This is a genomic window from Endozoicomonas sp. 2B-B, from assembly GCF_053470045.1.
On record NZ_JBLZMU010000001.1, the window covers coordinates 3,161,300 to 3,176,981 of the forward strand.

Annotated in this window: 5 protein-coding genes; 1 reads left to right on the forward strand and 4 read right to left on the reverse strand. The window is 49.8% G+C overall.

Annotated features, from left to right (window positions below; genetic code table 11):
- Nucleotides 1-5 precede the first annotated feature (5 nt).
- The 4 genes from recD to ACOMHB_RS12170 form a co-directional block, all read right to left on the reverse strand.
- Nucleotides 6-2,075 (reverse strand): exodeoxyribonuclease V subunit alpha, encoded by a 2,070-nt coding sequence (gene recD, locus ACOMHB_RS12155; RefSeq protein ID WP_448216808.1) that lies wholly within the window; start codon nucleotides 2,073-2,075, stop codon nucleotides 6-8.
- Nucleotides 2,072-5,830 (reverse strand): exodeoxyribonuclease V subunit beta, encoded by a 3,759-nt coding sequence (recB, locus tag ACOMHB_RS12160; RefSeq protein ID WP_448216809.1) that lies wholly within the window; start codon nucleotides 5,828-5,830, stop codon nucleotides 2,072-2,074. The genes recD and recB overlap by 4 nt, the downstream gene beginning before the upstream one ends.
- A complete protein-coding gene (gene recC, locus ACOMHB_RS12165; RefSeq protein ID WP_448216810.1) occupies nucleotides 5,827-9,159 on the reverse strand; it encodes an exodeoxyribonuclease V subunit gamma in 3,333 nt (1,110 codons plus the stop codon). Before recC ends, recB begins: the two co-directional genes overlap by 4 nt.
- A 143-nt stretch (nucleotides 9,160-9,302) precedes the next feature.
- Nucleotides 9,303-9,587, reverse strand: coding sequence for a hypothetical protein (locus ACOMHB_RS12170; RefSeq protein WP_317141800.1), 285 nt, complete (start codon nucleotides 9,585-9,587; stop codon nucleotides 9,303-9,305).
- A gap of 137 nt (nucleotides 9,588-9,724) precedes the next feature.
- On the opposite strand from ACOMHB_RS12170, the gene ACOMHB_RS12175 reads away from it, so the two are divergent.
- Entirely contained in the window at nucleotides 9,725-15,637 is a 5,913-nt protein-coding gene (locus ACOMHB_RS12175; RefSeq protein WP_448216811.1) for a transporter substrate-binding domain-containing protein, read from the forward strand.
- The last annotated feature ends 45 nt before the right edge of the window (nucleotides 15,638-15,682 follow it).

The following is a 15,682-nucleotide window of genomic DNA, read 5'->3' on the forward strand; positions in this document are numbered from 1 at the left end:
GGGCTTTAATGGTTAATGAGTCGGTCTTTCAATCCTGATGAACGCAGGGTCTTCTGTTGAATGGCTTTGACCAGAATCTGCGGCAGTGCAAACAGATCCAGTCTGGCCTTGGCCCGGGTGATGCCGGTATAAACCAGTTCCCGGGTAAGAACCGGTGTCATCTGTTCTGGAAGTGCCATGACGGTGTGGGGGAATTCTGACCCCTGGCTTTTGTGTATGGTCATGGCAAAGACCGTCTGGTGCTCTGGCAAGCGACTGGGCAATAGATGTTTGAGGCTACCGTCGGGTAATTCAAAGACCACTTTCAGGCGGCCATTGCAATCAGGAAGAGCAATGCCAATATCACCGTTGTACAGGCCGAGGTCATGGGCATTTCGGGTAATCAGAACCGGGCGGCCCGGATACCATAAGCCTTCTGATGGAATCAGGTTGCTCCTTGCCAGAGCTGAGCGAATGCCATCATTGAGTCCTTCAACACCCCAGCGTCCTTCCCGCAATGCACAGAGCAAGCGAAAATGGTTAAAGGCAGCGAGAACTGTTTTTTCATCTTGCTGATCATTAATGGCCTGAAGATAGAGGGTATAGCCCTGTGCACAGAGTGACATCAGTTGGGAGTAGCTGCTATCGTCTACAGGGTGCAGGGCAATATCAGCAAATGTTTGCTGAAATATCTTCTTTATAAGTCTGGTGTCGCCTTTATTGACGGCTTTGGCCAGCGTGCCTATGCCCGATCGGTCATCAAATCGGTAACTTTTCTGAAGCTGACAGAAGCGGTCATTGATAGCCCGACTTTTTTCTGAAAAACAGGCTGTCATATCGTTCTCTTTTACTGTGGACATTTGTTGTCTTGTCCATGATTTCAGATCAAAGCCGGTTAATTGTTCCAGTGTATTAGCCTGGGCCTGTGAGTAACCACCTTCGGCAGCGGAACAAATATCACCCAGCACACTGCCAGCATCCACAGAAGCCAGCTGATCTCTGTCACCCAGCAGAATAACTCGGGCATGGTCAGGCAGTGCGTCCAGCAGCTGACGCATGAGTGTCAGATCAACCATGGAGGCTTCATCCACCACCAGAACATCCAGATGCAGTGGGTTGTTGGCGTTGTGGCGAAATTCCGGGCGGTTAGGGATAACACCCAAGAGCCGATGAATCGTTCCTGCCTGAGTTGGGATCAACTTACGCACCTCTTCATTGCAGTGAAGAGCGGGCAGGGCGCCCCCCATCGATTCAGTGAGCCGGGCAGAGGCTTTACCAGTGGGTGCCACCAGTCGGATGTCCGGTATTTTGTCACTCTTCAGTCCTTTCTCAACCAGCATGGCCAGCAGTCTTGTGACCGTTGTTGTTTTACCTGTACCGGGTCCACCGCTGATGATGACCAGGGGTTGAGTCGCTGCCATGGCCGCTGCAACTTTCTGCCAGTTCAGGCAATAGTGTTGCGGGATTGTTTGATCGAAAACCTTAAGGTCTCCAGTCTCTCTGGCAGACAGCAGCGTCTGGATACATTCTTGCCAGTCAATGGCCTCAGGAAATTCTACATCGAGCCATTTTATGAGGTATTCCTGGAGGGCTTTCGAATCGCTGGTATCGGGACGATTCTCAAGAAGAGCGGAATAGTTTCGCTGAAACAGCCGATCCAGAATGGCTCGGGTTTCCTGAAAGTCTTCTGACTGTTTTCCCTCTTTGAGCAGGTGTCGGGCAACCAGACACTCATGTTGCCAGTATCGATAGAGATAGAGTCGCTTAGCGTCCAGAATCAGAGGCGAATTGGTTTCACCCTTGCTGATAACCGGACTTGAGAGTAGAAGACTGATCAGCTTGTCTTCGGATTGACTGTCAATGTCTGCTAAAGCCCTGAGTGCATTGCTGTTTGCCAGACTCAATTCGAACAATGGCTTATGGAATAAATGACTGAACTCCAGACAGAGGTTGCCTCGACCCAGCTCATGACTGATGAGGGCTGCCACCATTACAACACAGGGCGTGTCGTCCAGTTCATGAATAAAACGGGCAAACTGGTAATCCAGGGGGCGAATCTTGCCTTGTTGGTAAAGATGCTTAATGGCATTGATCATGAAGAGACTCCGGTTTTGGTGGAGCCTTCTTCACTTAGGGCAGAGTCTCCATAAAAAAGACGATCCAGTTTTTCAATCAGGATTTTACTGGGGCGACAGTGGAAAATGCCCGGCTGGCCTGGCTCATCTTTTCGTATACCCCTGAGAAACAGGTAATAACCCCCCCCGAAATGTTGCTCAAAGTCATAATCTGGCAGCCTGCTACTCAGTAGCCTGTGCAATGCCAGTGAATAGAGCTGGTATTGAAGATCGTATCGGTGCTCAATCATGACTTTCTGCATGTTCTCCCGGGTGTAATCGACGAGCTGGTCACCCAGCCAGTTTGACTTGTAATCGAGAACATACCAGCGGCCATCTTGTTCAAAGGTCAGATCGATAAAGCCTTTTAACATGCCTTTCACGGTTACAAAGTCCAGTAATCCCGCCTCGGCTGACAGTCTGTCTTCTGACTGCAGGATGGCGTTTAGTTCCCTGGCTCTGAGCCTGCACACCGGCAGATAAAACTCCATCTCGACTTTTTTGCAACGCTTGGGCAGATCACCCAAAGTGAGTCCGTTGTCGTTCAATGGTGCTTTCAGGCAATGATCCAGCATATTTTCGAGGGTAGGGCACCACTTCTCATCAAAGCCTTCCATTTGCAATTGTTCGAGCACATAGCCAGATAAATCCCGGGGCAGGTCATTCAGTGTATCTGCTGTCAGATCTTCGAGGTTTTCGAACAGGGCGTGCAGAAAGGTACCGGGTCGAGCGCCTTTTGGAAATGTGAAAATATCCAATGTTTCCGCTTCGGGCTCTTGCTCATTGCTAAAAGCTGCTTCTGCCTCATTGATTACTTCGATATCCAGACCGGCTGTTTCCAGAGAGGCATCAGGCTCCTGAGCTTTGTGGTGACTCTGCTCTTTTTTATGAGACTGCGAGGTTCTGGACAATGCGGAGTAGCTGGTGACCCACCAGTTCTTCTGGATGTCACCCCTGAACTCTTCTGCGACAAGATGAGGAGTCTCTTCAGATTCGCTCTGGTAATCAGGTAGCTGAAGGTCTTCAACGGGCTGGAAAGTAATGCCAGGGTGGCTTTCGGCCAGATGTTTCAGTTGTTGCTCCAGCGTCGCATAATCAAGCTCTTCAGGGCCGTTCAACAACCAGCCAATGGCGGTTCTGTGCAGATCGGTCAGATCACCTTTTCGTCCCGAACCACTTTTGACGGGAGCCATGCCCATGTAGCAACGATGAACTGAACGGGTGAGTGCTACATACAACAATCGAATGTCTTCAGCCAGTCTTTCTTCATCGGCTTTAATCAGGGCCTGATCATCACCAGACAGGTCTAAGGTGGTGTGCTGGCTGTCATGATAAACCGGCTCTTCCGCTTCCCTGAAACTGCAGATATGGGGCAAAAACACGACAGGGTATTCCAGCCCCTTGGATTTATGGATGGTGACAATCTGGACCCGGTTGCGTTCGCTTTCAAGATGCAGCTGCTGCTCATCGGCATGGGTGTCCGGCTTGCTGATGTGTTCAGACAGCCATCTCTGCAGAGCGTGGGGGCTCTGCAGCTCAAGGCTGGTTGCTGCCAGCAGCTCACCCACATGCAGCAGGTCTGTCAGACGTCGCTCGCCATGGTCTTTTGCTAACAGCTTTTCTGCCAGTTTGCGTTTTTGCACCATGACTCTGAGCATGGGCAAAACACCCTGCTTCATCCAGATCTGGTGGTAGTTGGAAAACTCTTCAACGGCTTCTTCCCAGGCAAGCTCATTTTCATTCAGTGCATCCAGGGCCTCAGCCGTCAGATCCAACAATGGCGTTGCCAGGGCGGATCTCAAGGTTCTGTCGTGGCCCGGATTGAGGCAGGCGGTGAGAATTCTCAGCACATCAACCGCTTCATTTGAGGTAAACACCGAGTCACTGCTGCTCAGATAAACACTGGGAATCCCCTGTTTTGCCAGGGCTTCCCTGATCATCAGGCCTTGTCGGCCAGTTCTTACCAGAATGGCAATATCTCCGGCTTTTAAAGACTTTTGCTGTTGGTCTGAATGAATGGCAGCCTGAGCCTGGCTCAGCAATCGGTTGACTTCACTGGCTGTCGCCAGAGTCATGGTCTGCTCATAATCTGTTTTGCCCACCGTAGTGCCTTCATTATCCTGCCACCAGATTGTCAGAGCCGGAACCTCAGAGTTTGCTTCCAACAGACGTTGACGGTCGGCTTTCGGTGAAGGTTTGACGGATAAAAAGGGAATGTCCTGGTAGATAAAAGGTGGGCGACCTGTGTCAGCGGATGTTTTGAGACATTGCTCAAAAATCCGGTTCACACTTTGCACCATATTGCTGCTGGAACGCCAGTTGGTATCCAGTGAGTAGTGAGCCGAAACCTGCTTTCTTGCCTGCATGTAAGTGAAAATATCGGCGCCCCTGAAAGCATAGATAGCCTGTTTTGGGTCGCCTATCATAAACAGCCCGGCATCACGGTTGGGGCTGGAATCACCGGGATAGATTAGGCTGAAAATAGCATACTGCAGTGGGTCGGTATCCTGAAACTCATCAATCATGGCCACCGGAAACTGGATTCGCAGCCTGTTTGCCAACTGTTCGCCGTAACCTTGGTGCAGTGCCAGATGGAGGCGGGTCAGAAGGTCGTTAAAAGACATCTGATGCTTCAGGTTTTTGATCGACAGGCTTCTCTGCTGAATGCTGGACAGGGCTCTGGCCAGCATCATGCTTTTGAAGGCATCCTGTATGCTGAAGGGCTGATCCAGCAGATCTTCGATGAGGCCAAAAACCCTGTGCCCGGGCAGCTGGCCTTTTTTGGACAGGGCCTTTTCCAGAATCTCCCTGCCATAGATTTCCCAGCTCTCGTTTTTACCAAGAACCGGGAAGAGGGCATCACTATCGGCAAAAGCCGCCATTTTAGCTATTCGCGTGAAAGGTTTGCTTCTTTTAGTGAGACCACAAGACAGCAGCTGATCTTCTATGGCATTGCGATCGTCACGCCATAAATTTCTGATGGCCACAGCGGGTTCAACAAACTTTTGGTTGAAACGTTCAAGGTTATCAGGCATTGCACCGGTTTTGATTTGCAGCCCCGGTTTACCCAATAGCCCTCGCAGATCGTTAAGCAGATCGCCGGGGGTTTTCCAGACAGATCGCGCCAGTCGTGCCAGAGGCTTGTCCAGTGGGTAAAGTTCGGTGCGCCAGAAGTCTGCGGCTGACTGCTCCAGCAGGTGGGATTCGTCGGTAATTAACTCATTGGTAAACAGCGTACCACTTTCAAAGGCATGTTGTTTCAGCATTCTCTGACAGAAGCCGTGTATGGTGAATACCGCTGCCTCATCCATCTGACGCTCTGCGGCCAGCAATAGTTTTGCTCTTTCTGAGTGACGATCAAGGTCGTTCATCAATGTTGCTATGAAGTCATCATCCTTCAGACCTTTTTCAAACGCTTCTCTGGCCTGGTGAAGCCGGGCACGAATTCGGTCTCTCAGCTCTTCAGTGGCTGCCTCGGTGAAGGTGACTACCAGGATCTGGTCCACTGTTAAAGGCTGACAGTGGGCTGATATTTTATGGTTATGCTCAGGTCCGTGGCCAAGGACCAGCCTGAGGAAAAGGTTGGCAATTGTGTAGGTTTTGCCTGTTCCTGCACTGGCTTCGATCAAGCGGTTTCCATGCAGGGGGAAGGTTCGGGCATCCAGCTGTAGTGGTGGATTGGCTATTTCTGCCATGGGCTGGCTTTCCGCTGCAGGCTGTTGAGTGGTATCAGTCATTTGCGGCTTCCTTTTGAAACCACTTCTATCGTCCGGGCCATGGGCTCAAGAATAAGACGACTCAGGTTAGTAAATTCGTCAAAGATGGGTTCCAGTTCAGGAAACGTCCTGTGGATGTATACATTCTCAACTTCGCCATAAATCTTAAAACCCCCATAAAAGGCCGTTTCAGCCGCTTTGCGTGCTTTTTCTTCGTCGTCTTCTTTTTCCAGCCACGCCTGTGAGGTGGTTGGGAAGAAGGGAACAGGTCGGGTTTGCCCCTGCAGGTAGAGAGACACCAGATCGCCAAGGTAGGCTCTGGCCTGTTGTCGGGCAATGGGGGTAAACAGGATCTCATCATCCAGTCCCATTAACCGGGTATGGCCACCGCTATGTGATTCACTTTCCAGGGAAGCGCAATACAAGAGATGTTCAATCCAGGCGAAGAGTTTGTCTTTTGCCTTAAGCCCTGCAGCCCGGTAGCGCAGCAATCCGGAATTCTGACCTGCAAATGAGTAATGCTGTTTCAGCCAGCCAGTGACCTTGATACCGGCTACTGACAGATTAACCTCAACATCATCCAGGGGGGCAAGGGTGGCATCTTTCAGCTTTTCCACGAGTGGTGAGACGGTATTCTGCTGGTCTTCCAGAAGCAGCTCACCAAAGGCACCATGGGGTAGTGTGCCAGTGGCGTTTAATTTTTCCCGGAGGCTGTCCAGCCTGTTATCTGCAAGAAGAGTGTCCAGCATGGACGTTTTGAGCCAATAGGTGTCCAGTGCATCCAGGGCAAAAGGTTCGGTTTCCACCAGCAGGGTGTCTTCCTGCTCGAAGAAAACTTTTAATCTTCGGTTACAGAAATATTGGCTGGGATTACGAAAGAATCTCAATAATTCCGGGACTTCAAGTGCTTCCGGCGTTTCTCGAGTGCTTAGTGGTGAAGCCAGAAAAGGAGCGGATGATTCAGTAGGATTGTTGGCATTCGGTAACCACTCTTTGGCGTAACTGAACAGACCGCTGTCCGGGGTGAAGTTCTCCTGACTGAAGGGTTGTAGCCGGTGTTCTGTGATCAGGTTCTGAAAAGCTTCACTATCGGTGAAAAACTGGCTGCAATATTCCTGCAGTTCCGTTACCAGTACTGAGGGTATACGTTCACTGTTGTCTTTAATGCTTCGACCCGTATAACTGATGTAGAGAGTCTGGCGGGCCGATAGCAAGGCTTCCAGAAACAGGTAACGGTCGTCTTCACGGCGAGAGCGATCACCCCGTCGGGGGCTTTCTGTCATCAGGTCAAAACCGGCTGGAGCAATGCTTCTTGGATAAGCACCGTCATTCATACCCAGCAGACACACCACTTTAAAAGGAATGGATCGCATGGGCATCAGGGTGCAGAAATTGACTCGGCCTGAAAGGAATTTCTGGCTGCTCCGTTCGCTGGTGAGTCGTTCTGTCAGGTAATCCAGTAAGACAGGCCGGGATAACCTGTCGCTATAACCTGCATCCCGAACTTGCTCTGTCAGGTGTTCCAGTGAGCTTCGGACCAGTTTCAGTGCGTATTCGTCTTCTTCATCGGGTTGAAAGAAGTTTTCCAGTATCTGATTGATAAAAAGTGTCCAGCTTTCAATGGAGCGAGATTCGTTAAGTTGCAGAATCAGTTCAGAGGCTTCTTCAACAAAAGCTGCCAACTTTCCGCTCAGAACCGCATTCATTCCCTGTGAAGAATCCAGTGACAGTATGCCCGAGAAAAGTCCGGCATCTTCTGGCAGCGCATAACCCAGCAGCATCCGCTTGAGGCCAAAGAGCCAGGAGTTACTTTCTCTTGGCGGGACGCCAAAGCCACTCTGGTGTTCAGGGTTTAATCCCCAACGAATGCCTGATTCAGCGATCCATCGGCGCAGGAGTTCAAAGCCCTTTTCATCAATCTGGAAGCGTCTCTGAATGGCTGGAATTTCCAGCAATTCCAGCATTTCCTGGGCACCACAGCGCTGATTGTCCAGGTCAAGCAGCTCCAGTAAGCCTTTCAGCAGAGGAAACTCCTGGCGGGCGCTTCGATCTGAAATAGCAAAGGGGATATAGCGTGGATTGTTGTGATGATCCGGCAGTCCACCAAAAACAGCCTGAATCCAGGGGCTGTATTGATCTACATCAGGCAGCATGACAACAACATCTCTGGGTGTGAGATCAGGATTTCGTTCAAACAGTCTTAACAACTGGTCATGAAGAACTTCCACTTCCCTGAGCGCACTGTGGCAGTTATGGAAAACCAGAGACTGATCATCAGGGGCTATAGTGACGGGACCTTCAAGAGTTCTGTCGGTCAGGTCCAGGATATCTTTCTGAATCCGGTGCAGCAGTGAATCTTCCTGACCATCAACAAAGGCCATGATCTCGGTTGCGTCCAGGTCATGCAGCTGATGCATGTAATCTCTGCCCAGCTTGCCCATGGAGGCTAACAGGGGGTTGCTTTGCTCATCAACTAGGGATTCGAACAGGTCAGTCTGTTGTGAAGCGCCCTCAGCTTTATGTGCCGTCGATTGACTGACCTGTTTACTGAAGAGCCGGGTTGCCAGTTTGGCCAGGTATTTAGGGTCTTTCTCGTCACCCCAATAGTATTGGCAGGGGTTGCAGACCATGAGATGGACGTTGGTTTGTTGACCCAGTGCTTTCAGGGTTTCTACAAAATGCGGGGGGAGTGCGGAAATTCCGAAAACAAATAACCTGCGGGGCAGGTCTTGTTTGTGAAGAAAGTGTTTATGAGAGTCGTTCTCCAATGCGCTCAAAAAACTTTGATGCATATTGGCCCGATGCCAGTGTGACTGGCCCGCTTCCGACGTTCTTGAGACCAGTGCTCGCCAGAGCATAGGCTGCCAGAGCTGATCTCTTGCTGTCTTATCCTTTCCCTGTTCCCAGTCAGCGATCCATTCCGGTCGATAGACCAGATATTGGTCAAAAATATCCGCTACCTTGCCTGCCAGCTGGTAACACCGCACGGTGTCGCTATCATCGGCCAGATAGTGCCTGAGAGGCTTGAAGGCCTCTTCTTCCAGCATGTCGGGCAGCAATGACATCAGCTTCCAGGTCATGGCTTCCTTATTGAAGGCTGAACGTCCCGGGACATCCGGTAACACCTTGACGAACATGTCCCAGAGAAAACTGGCTGGCAACGGAAAATTGAGAGATGCCGCGATGCCCATGGATTGAGCCAGCTCCTGCCGAAGCCACTGGGCCATGCCGGGGCTCTGAACAAGAATCTGTTCGTCTTCCAGTGGGTTGGGAAGAGGATCCCGCTGTATCAGATCAATCAGCAGGTCTTTAAGCAGGTCAAGCTGGTTAGAGTGATAAATAGTGAACACGAAAGGAAAATCAGCCTGTATCTATGAAGGTTCTAACTCTTCATGTTCTGGTGGGTTATGTCAACACAAATGGAGGAGTACCAAGACTTTAAGTTAAAAAACAATGCTTTCAGGCAGTAATCACAATCTGCCTGTGTTCCTGATCAGGCTCTGCCATGTCTGTGCAGGGCATTCATAAGGTTCTTGTGCTTCTTTTTCTTCCTTTCCGGGTTGCTGCTTTTTCCGGTGTATTGGCTGGCAATTTCCTTTTCAGCGGTTTTCAGGCTGGCTTCATCAGGCTTGATTCTTTGCAGGTAGCGTCTGCCTGCGCCCTCCTGGATGTTTAGCTTTCCTCGCAGGGCGGCCATTTTGTCCATCAGGTTTTGGGCCTCAAGAATGCAGTTTTTACTCTCATCAAGACTCTGTTGGGATCGTTTTTCAATGTCCATGATTCATCCGGAATGGGTATACCTCTATTTATTCTAGGTTCTTGTCTGTGAAATTGCGTACTTCTCTCAGTGGCATAGCCGTTGATTACAGGTAAAATGTTCGTGCCAAGTCCTATATAGACCCAGAACGAGCTCTTATGTCATACGCTCTAAAAAGCCTTGAGCGTGAAAACAGTCCTGAACCGTTGGTTAGTCTGGAAGCCTTCGGTGAAGAGTCTGTTTTCACTATAAAAAGAAAACGTGGCCTGATTTTTTACTTCGTTAGCCTGCTTTTTTTCTGTACTTTGTCGTTTTCAGCCTGGGCTGATGACAGCAGGCTCAAGTCGGACTCCAGTTATTTCAAGCCTCTTAAAATTGCTTATACGCAAGACTCTCTGCCCTGGGCTTTCACCAATGATGCCGGTGAACCGGACGGTCTGATACTCGACCTCTGGCGGGAGTGGTCTGAACAGGTTGGCGTGCCCGTCAAGTTCTATCCCATGGCTCGACAACAGGCGATCGATCTACTTAAAAATAATGAAATTGATGTCATTGCTCTGCTTGGGTCGGCAGATGAAGTCACCGAAATAGGTGTGATGACCCGCGAGATCTTCCAGAGTCGCAGGGCTTTGTTTATCCGCAACGACATTACCCCAAAGCCCATTGAGGAGCTGTTTTCAGAGCATCAGGTGGCCATTCTGGACAATGACTATCTGAAAGACAAGATCATTAAGCGGTTTCCTGATGTCCGTCTGAAAGAGTATGACAATCAGCATTTAATGATTGACGACATTGCTGCCAGGAAGGTGACGCTGTTTGCCGGTAATGCAGATGTATTGGGGTATTATCTGGAAAGCCGGGGGGTCAGCTCCGAATACTCGCCTTATGCATCGCCTTTGAATACTTCTGTTTCACTTCTGGCCGGGATTAATAAAAAACGTTCTGCCCTGGGTTCTATCATTGAAAGCGGTATGGAAATGATACCGCAGGACCGTAAGAGTCTGGTATTCGAGAACTGGCTTGGGAATGATAGCCAGACTTCTGGCAAACTGGTTATTGCTCTGGAATCAGCCTCGTCGCCGCTGTCTTTTGTGAATGCGCTGGGTAAACCGGCAGGTATGTATGTAGACATCTGGCGAAAGTGGTCAGAAAAAACTTCTACGCCTCTTCGCTTTAGAATGGGAGAACAAAAAGAGATCATTCGGGCACTGAAGAGTGGCAAGGTAGATGTTCTCGGGAGCATTTCGCCCTCCCGGGCTCGCAGTGAGTGGATGCGTATGTCCAATCCATTCTATGGCATCAATTCACGAATTTACTATCGCAGTAACCAGACTCTCAATGATCTTGGGCCTGATCTGGAAGGCAGAAGGCTGGGCGTTGTCACAGACTCCAGTCATGAAGAATTTGTCGACAAGTGGCTTCCGGGGGTTATAGTGGTAACCCGTGATAATGTCATTGAGCTGATCCAGAGTCTGTTTAAAGGTGATATTGATGCGCTCCTGGCTGAGCCTGTGGTGGTTGAGTCTGCCTTGGGCGCTATGGGGCTGATCGGTGAACTCAAAAGTGGCAAATACTTCAATATGAATGAGGCGATTGCTGCCGGGGTAGCTGCCGATAGAACAGATGATCTGATTACTCTGGTCAACACTGGGCTGGGAGATATCTCGCCAGAAGAATACCGTAAGATTGAAGAGCGCTGGATTGTTAACAGTGATAACCGGTATTTTGGCAAGGGCGTTACCAATGTCAACCTGACCGAAGCGGAGCGTCGCTGGCTGGACAGGAATCGTATTATCCAGATTGATGTGCAGGCGGATCATCCTCCGTTCCTTTTTCAGGACGAAGAAGGGAATTATCAAGGCATAGCCGTTGATTATATTCGTCTTCTTGAAGATCGTCTGGGTTTAACATTCCGTCTTAACCCCTCCAAGGTCTGGACCGAATCTCTGGGTCGTGCCTATCGTCACGAAACCGATGTGCTCGGCATGGCACAGAAGACAGACGAGCGCAGTCGTTATCTGGACTTCACCAGCCCGTTGTTTAAGGTGCCTTCCGTGATTCTGGCCAGAACCTCGGATAAAACCATTGAAAATATTCGGGATCTGAGAGGACACGATGTGGGTTATGTGCCTGGCAGTGCTTCTCTTGATTATTTCAGAGCGAAAAATCCCGGTATTAATTTCAAGCCGGTGGCCAGTCTCAGTGGTGGTATCAGTCGGGTTTCCAGCGGTGCTCTGGATGCGGTGATTGCCGACATTGCAGCTTCCAGTTTTGAGCTTGATCGACTCAAAGTCACCAATCTTCGCGTGGTGGGTGAGGCAGGTTTTGAATATGAATATGCTCTTGGTAGTCGCAATGACTGGCCCATGCTGGGTTCCATTCTACAGAAAGCGGTTGACAGTTTGACTGAGGCAGAGAAGTCGCAGATTAACAGTCGCTGGGTCTCTATTACTGAGCTGAGGTGGCAGCCTAACAAGGAACTGTTTATCGGGCTGTTACTGATTTTTGTGACGCTGATTCTCATTATATACTGGAACCGAAGGCTGACTCTGGAAATCGGTGAAAGGGAGCGTGCCGAAGAAGAGTTGAAAGCCCGTTCAGATCTGGACCGCCTGCTCAGTGATATTTCCAGAAAGTTCATTAACAAACCGCTTGAAGAGGCCGTTCAGTACTTCCTTCGCAAATTGGCTGTCTTTATGAGTTACGACATAGCTCTGGTTTATTCGAGAACGGATGGACATGCAGCCATTGAACATTTCTGGTCCGACAGAAAATTTCTGAAAATGGCTGACCTGAATGAGTTGCTCCGGGGTGCTCTCAGTGAGGGAAGCCAGCCATCTGAAGATGGTATAGCAACAATGAAATTGAGTGTTGATAGTGAACAGTTAGCCAAAAGCGAATCTTTGAGAAGCATCAGTAAGGACGGAGTGGTAGCAGGGATTCATGTGGCCATGAGGCTATTCGCTGAAGAGATAGGTGGGGTCATTTTTCTCAATCGCCAGACCGAAGACGAACTGTTGAGTGATGAAGTGGATCTCCTGCGCAGGGCCAGTGAACTGGTGGCTGTTGCGCGTTCAAGACAGCTCTCCGAAGATGCCCTGAGGTCCAGTGAAGAGCGCTATCAGCTGGCAATGGATGCTGCTTCTGATGGTCTCTGGGACTGGGATGTCGCTAATGAACGTATCTATTTCAGTCCCCGATATCAAAGTATGCTCGGCTATGAGGCCGGAGAGCTGATAAATACCCCAGGGGGCTGGCGTCGGCTGATCCACTCAGATGACAAGATTGCGACCGTAGACTTCTTTAACGACCAGTTTGCTCACTCGGATAAAGCCTTCGTCTATGAATACCGGATCAGACGCAAGGATGGCAGTTACGCTACGGTCAGGAACAAAGGTAAGGTTGTTTTCCGGGATAGTCGTGGTCATCCATTGCGAGCAGTGGGCACCATGGTGGATATTACCGAGCAGAAAGAACGTGAGCGTGAACTCTCAATGGCCCGTTTCACGCTGGATCGGGCTGCTGACTTCATTCACTGGTTCCGCCATGATGGCAGCCATAAATATGTGAATGAGTCTTCTTGCCGCGCCCTGGGCTATACCACCGCACAGGTGATGGAACTCAGCATCATGGATATCAATCCTGCGGTGACGGAAACTTCCTGGGAGCGGCTCTGGGATCAGCTGACCATGCGCAAGGCAATGACTTATGAGACCCTGCGCAAAACCCATGATGGCAGGGTTTTCCCGGTTGAAGTGACGGCGAACTATATGGAGTACGAAGGCGAAGGTTATCTCTCTGCTACCGGGCGTGACATCACCGACCGCAAGCACGCTGAAGAAACGCTTCATAAAGCCAAAGAAGCCGCAGATCAGGCTAACCAGGCGAAAAGTAACTTCCTGGCCAATATGAGCCATGAAATCCGTACGCCAATGAATGCCATTATTGGCCTGAGCCACCTGGTGTTGCAAACAGATATGTCTGACAAGCAGCAGGATTATGTCACCAAGATCCAGTCCTCTGCCCATGCTCTGCTAGGCATTATTAATGACATCCTTGATTTTTCCAGAATTGAAGCCGGAAAGCTCAATATGGAGACCATTGACTTTAATCTGGAGGATGTTTTTGACAATGTTTATGACATTACCAACGTAAGGGCAGAAGAGAAGGGTATTGAACTTGGCTACGATATTGCGCCGGATGTTCCGGACCACCTCCGGGGTGATCCTCTGCGTCTTGGACAGGTATTGATTAACCTGATTCACAATGCTGTGAAATTTACCCACGTTGGGGCTGTCAGAATTTCAGTAAGACTACTGTCGCTTAATTCAAAAACTGCCAGAATCTGTTTTGAAGTACAGGATACCGGTATCGGTATCAGTCCTGAACATCAGGCCCGACTGTTTGAGTCTTTCTCTCAGGTTGATGGCTCCACTACCCGTAAATTTGGGGGTACGGGTCTCGGTCTGGCCATCTGTCGAAGTCTGGTCAATATGATGAATGGTGATATTGAGGTGGAGTCCGAAATTGATCGGGGCAGTACCTTCAGATTTGATGTTGAGCTGGGTCTGGGTGTACCGATTGGGCTTAATGATCAGGCGCTGGTCGGCACACGAGTGCTGGTCGTCGATGACACTGATGAGGCCCGGAAGATACTGGTTAGTCAGCTCAACAGTTTTGGCTGTGAAACTCTGGAAGCCTGTGACAGTTCAACGGCTCTGAATATCCTGAGAGAGCACAATCTTGACTCGAATAATCCGGTTACTGTGACTCTGTTGGACTGGCGAATGCCAGATACCGATGGCATTGAGCTGGCAGAGCAGATCAGAGCGATGAATCTCGACTCTGCACCCGTATTGATCATGGTTTCAGCTTACGGTCGTGAAGAGGTCATGATCAGGGCTTCTGGCAGGGTAGACGCTTTCCTGATCAAGCCTGCCAGCAGCTCTGTGTTGATAGAAACCATTCTTCGCACCCTTGATTATAAAAGCTCGGGTGGCGGCCGCAAGGGTATCGACAGAAGTGCCGGCAAGCAGACGTTCAATGGTGATATTCTGCTGGTGGAAGATAATGAGATTAACCAGCAGGTAGCCCGTGAGCTGCTCGAAGGTATGGGGCTGAAGGTGACCCTGGCAGATAATGGTCAGGAGGCTGTAGATATTCTTGAATCCAAAGCTTTTGACCTGGTCTTTATGGATATTCAGATGCCCCTGATGGATGGTTATCAGGCAACCAGAGTCATACGACGAAATTCAGGTGATAAAAATTTGCCGATTGTTGCCATGACGGCCCATGCTATGACCGGTGACCGTGAGCGTTGCCTGCAGATGGGGATGAATGATCATATTTCCAAACCTTTGAATCCTGCTGAGTTGCAGGAAATGGTAGGTCGCTGGCTTCAGGTACCTGAACGAGGAAAGTCATCCAGCCTCGCTGTAAAGGATGCATCAGAGCAAAAAGCGTTTGCAGAAGATCTTGAGAAACTGGAAGGCATTCATCTCCACAATGGTCTGAACCGGGTTAGAGGAAATGTCGATTTATACCGGCAGTTGCTAGTGAACTTTTATCTGGATCAGAGAGAAGACTTGCAAAAGCTCTTGAATTGTCTGGATAAACGGGATTGGCAGGGTGCCCGTTTTATTGTTCATGGCATTAAGGGGGCTGGAGGCAGCCTTGGGGCAGAACAGTTACATATTACTGCGGCTCGTTTGGAGGCAGCCTTGAGAAACCGGGATGAATTGCCTTCAAAAGCGTTGATTGAAAGTTTTGAGCATGCCTTTAACAAAGTGATGGAGAGTCTTAAGCAGCTGGTCGAGAACGGCCCGGAAGAAGAAGTGATAGGCGAAGGTATGGTTGAGGTTGAACGCTTGTCCTTTCTGATGAGTTCCATGATCACTCAACTTCAGGAAGGCGATGTTTCTGCATCAGAGTCTCTGTCTGAACTGGTTGGCGGACTGAACGGTAAGGTTGACAAACAGAAACTGGACAGACTGCAGAAAAGCATCAGAGTCTATGATTTTGAAGTAGCTGAGCAGATTCTTGAGGATTTTCAGTCAGAAATCGAGCATTAAGAAAATGCAGCAATTCCCGACGATTGAATTTATAGTCGGTTCGTT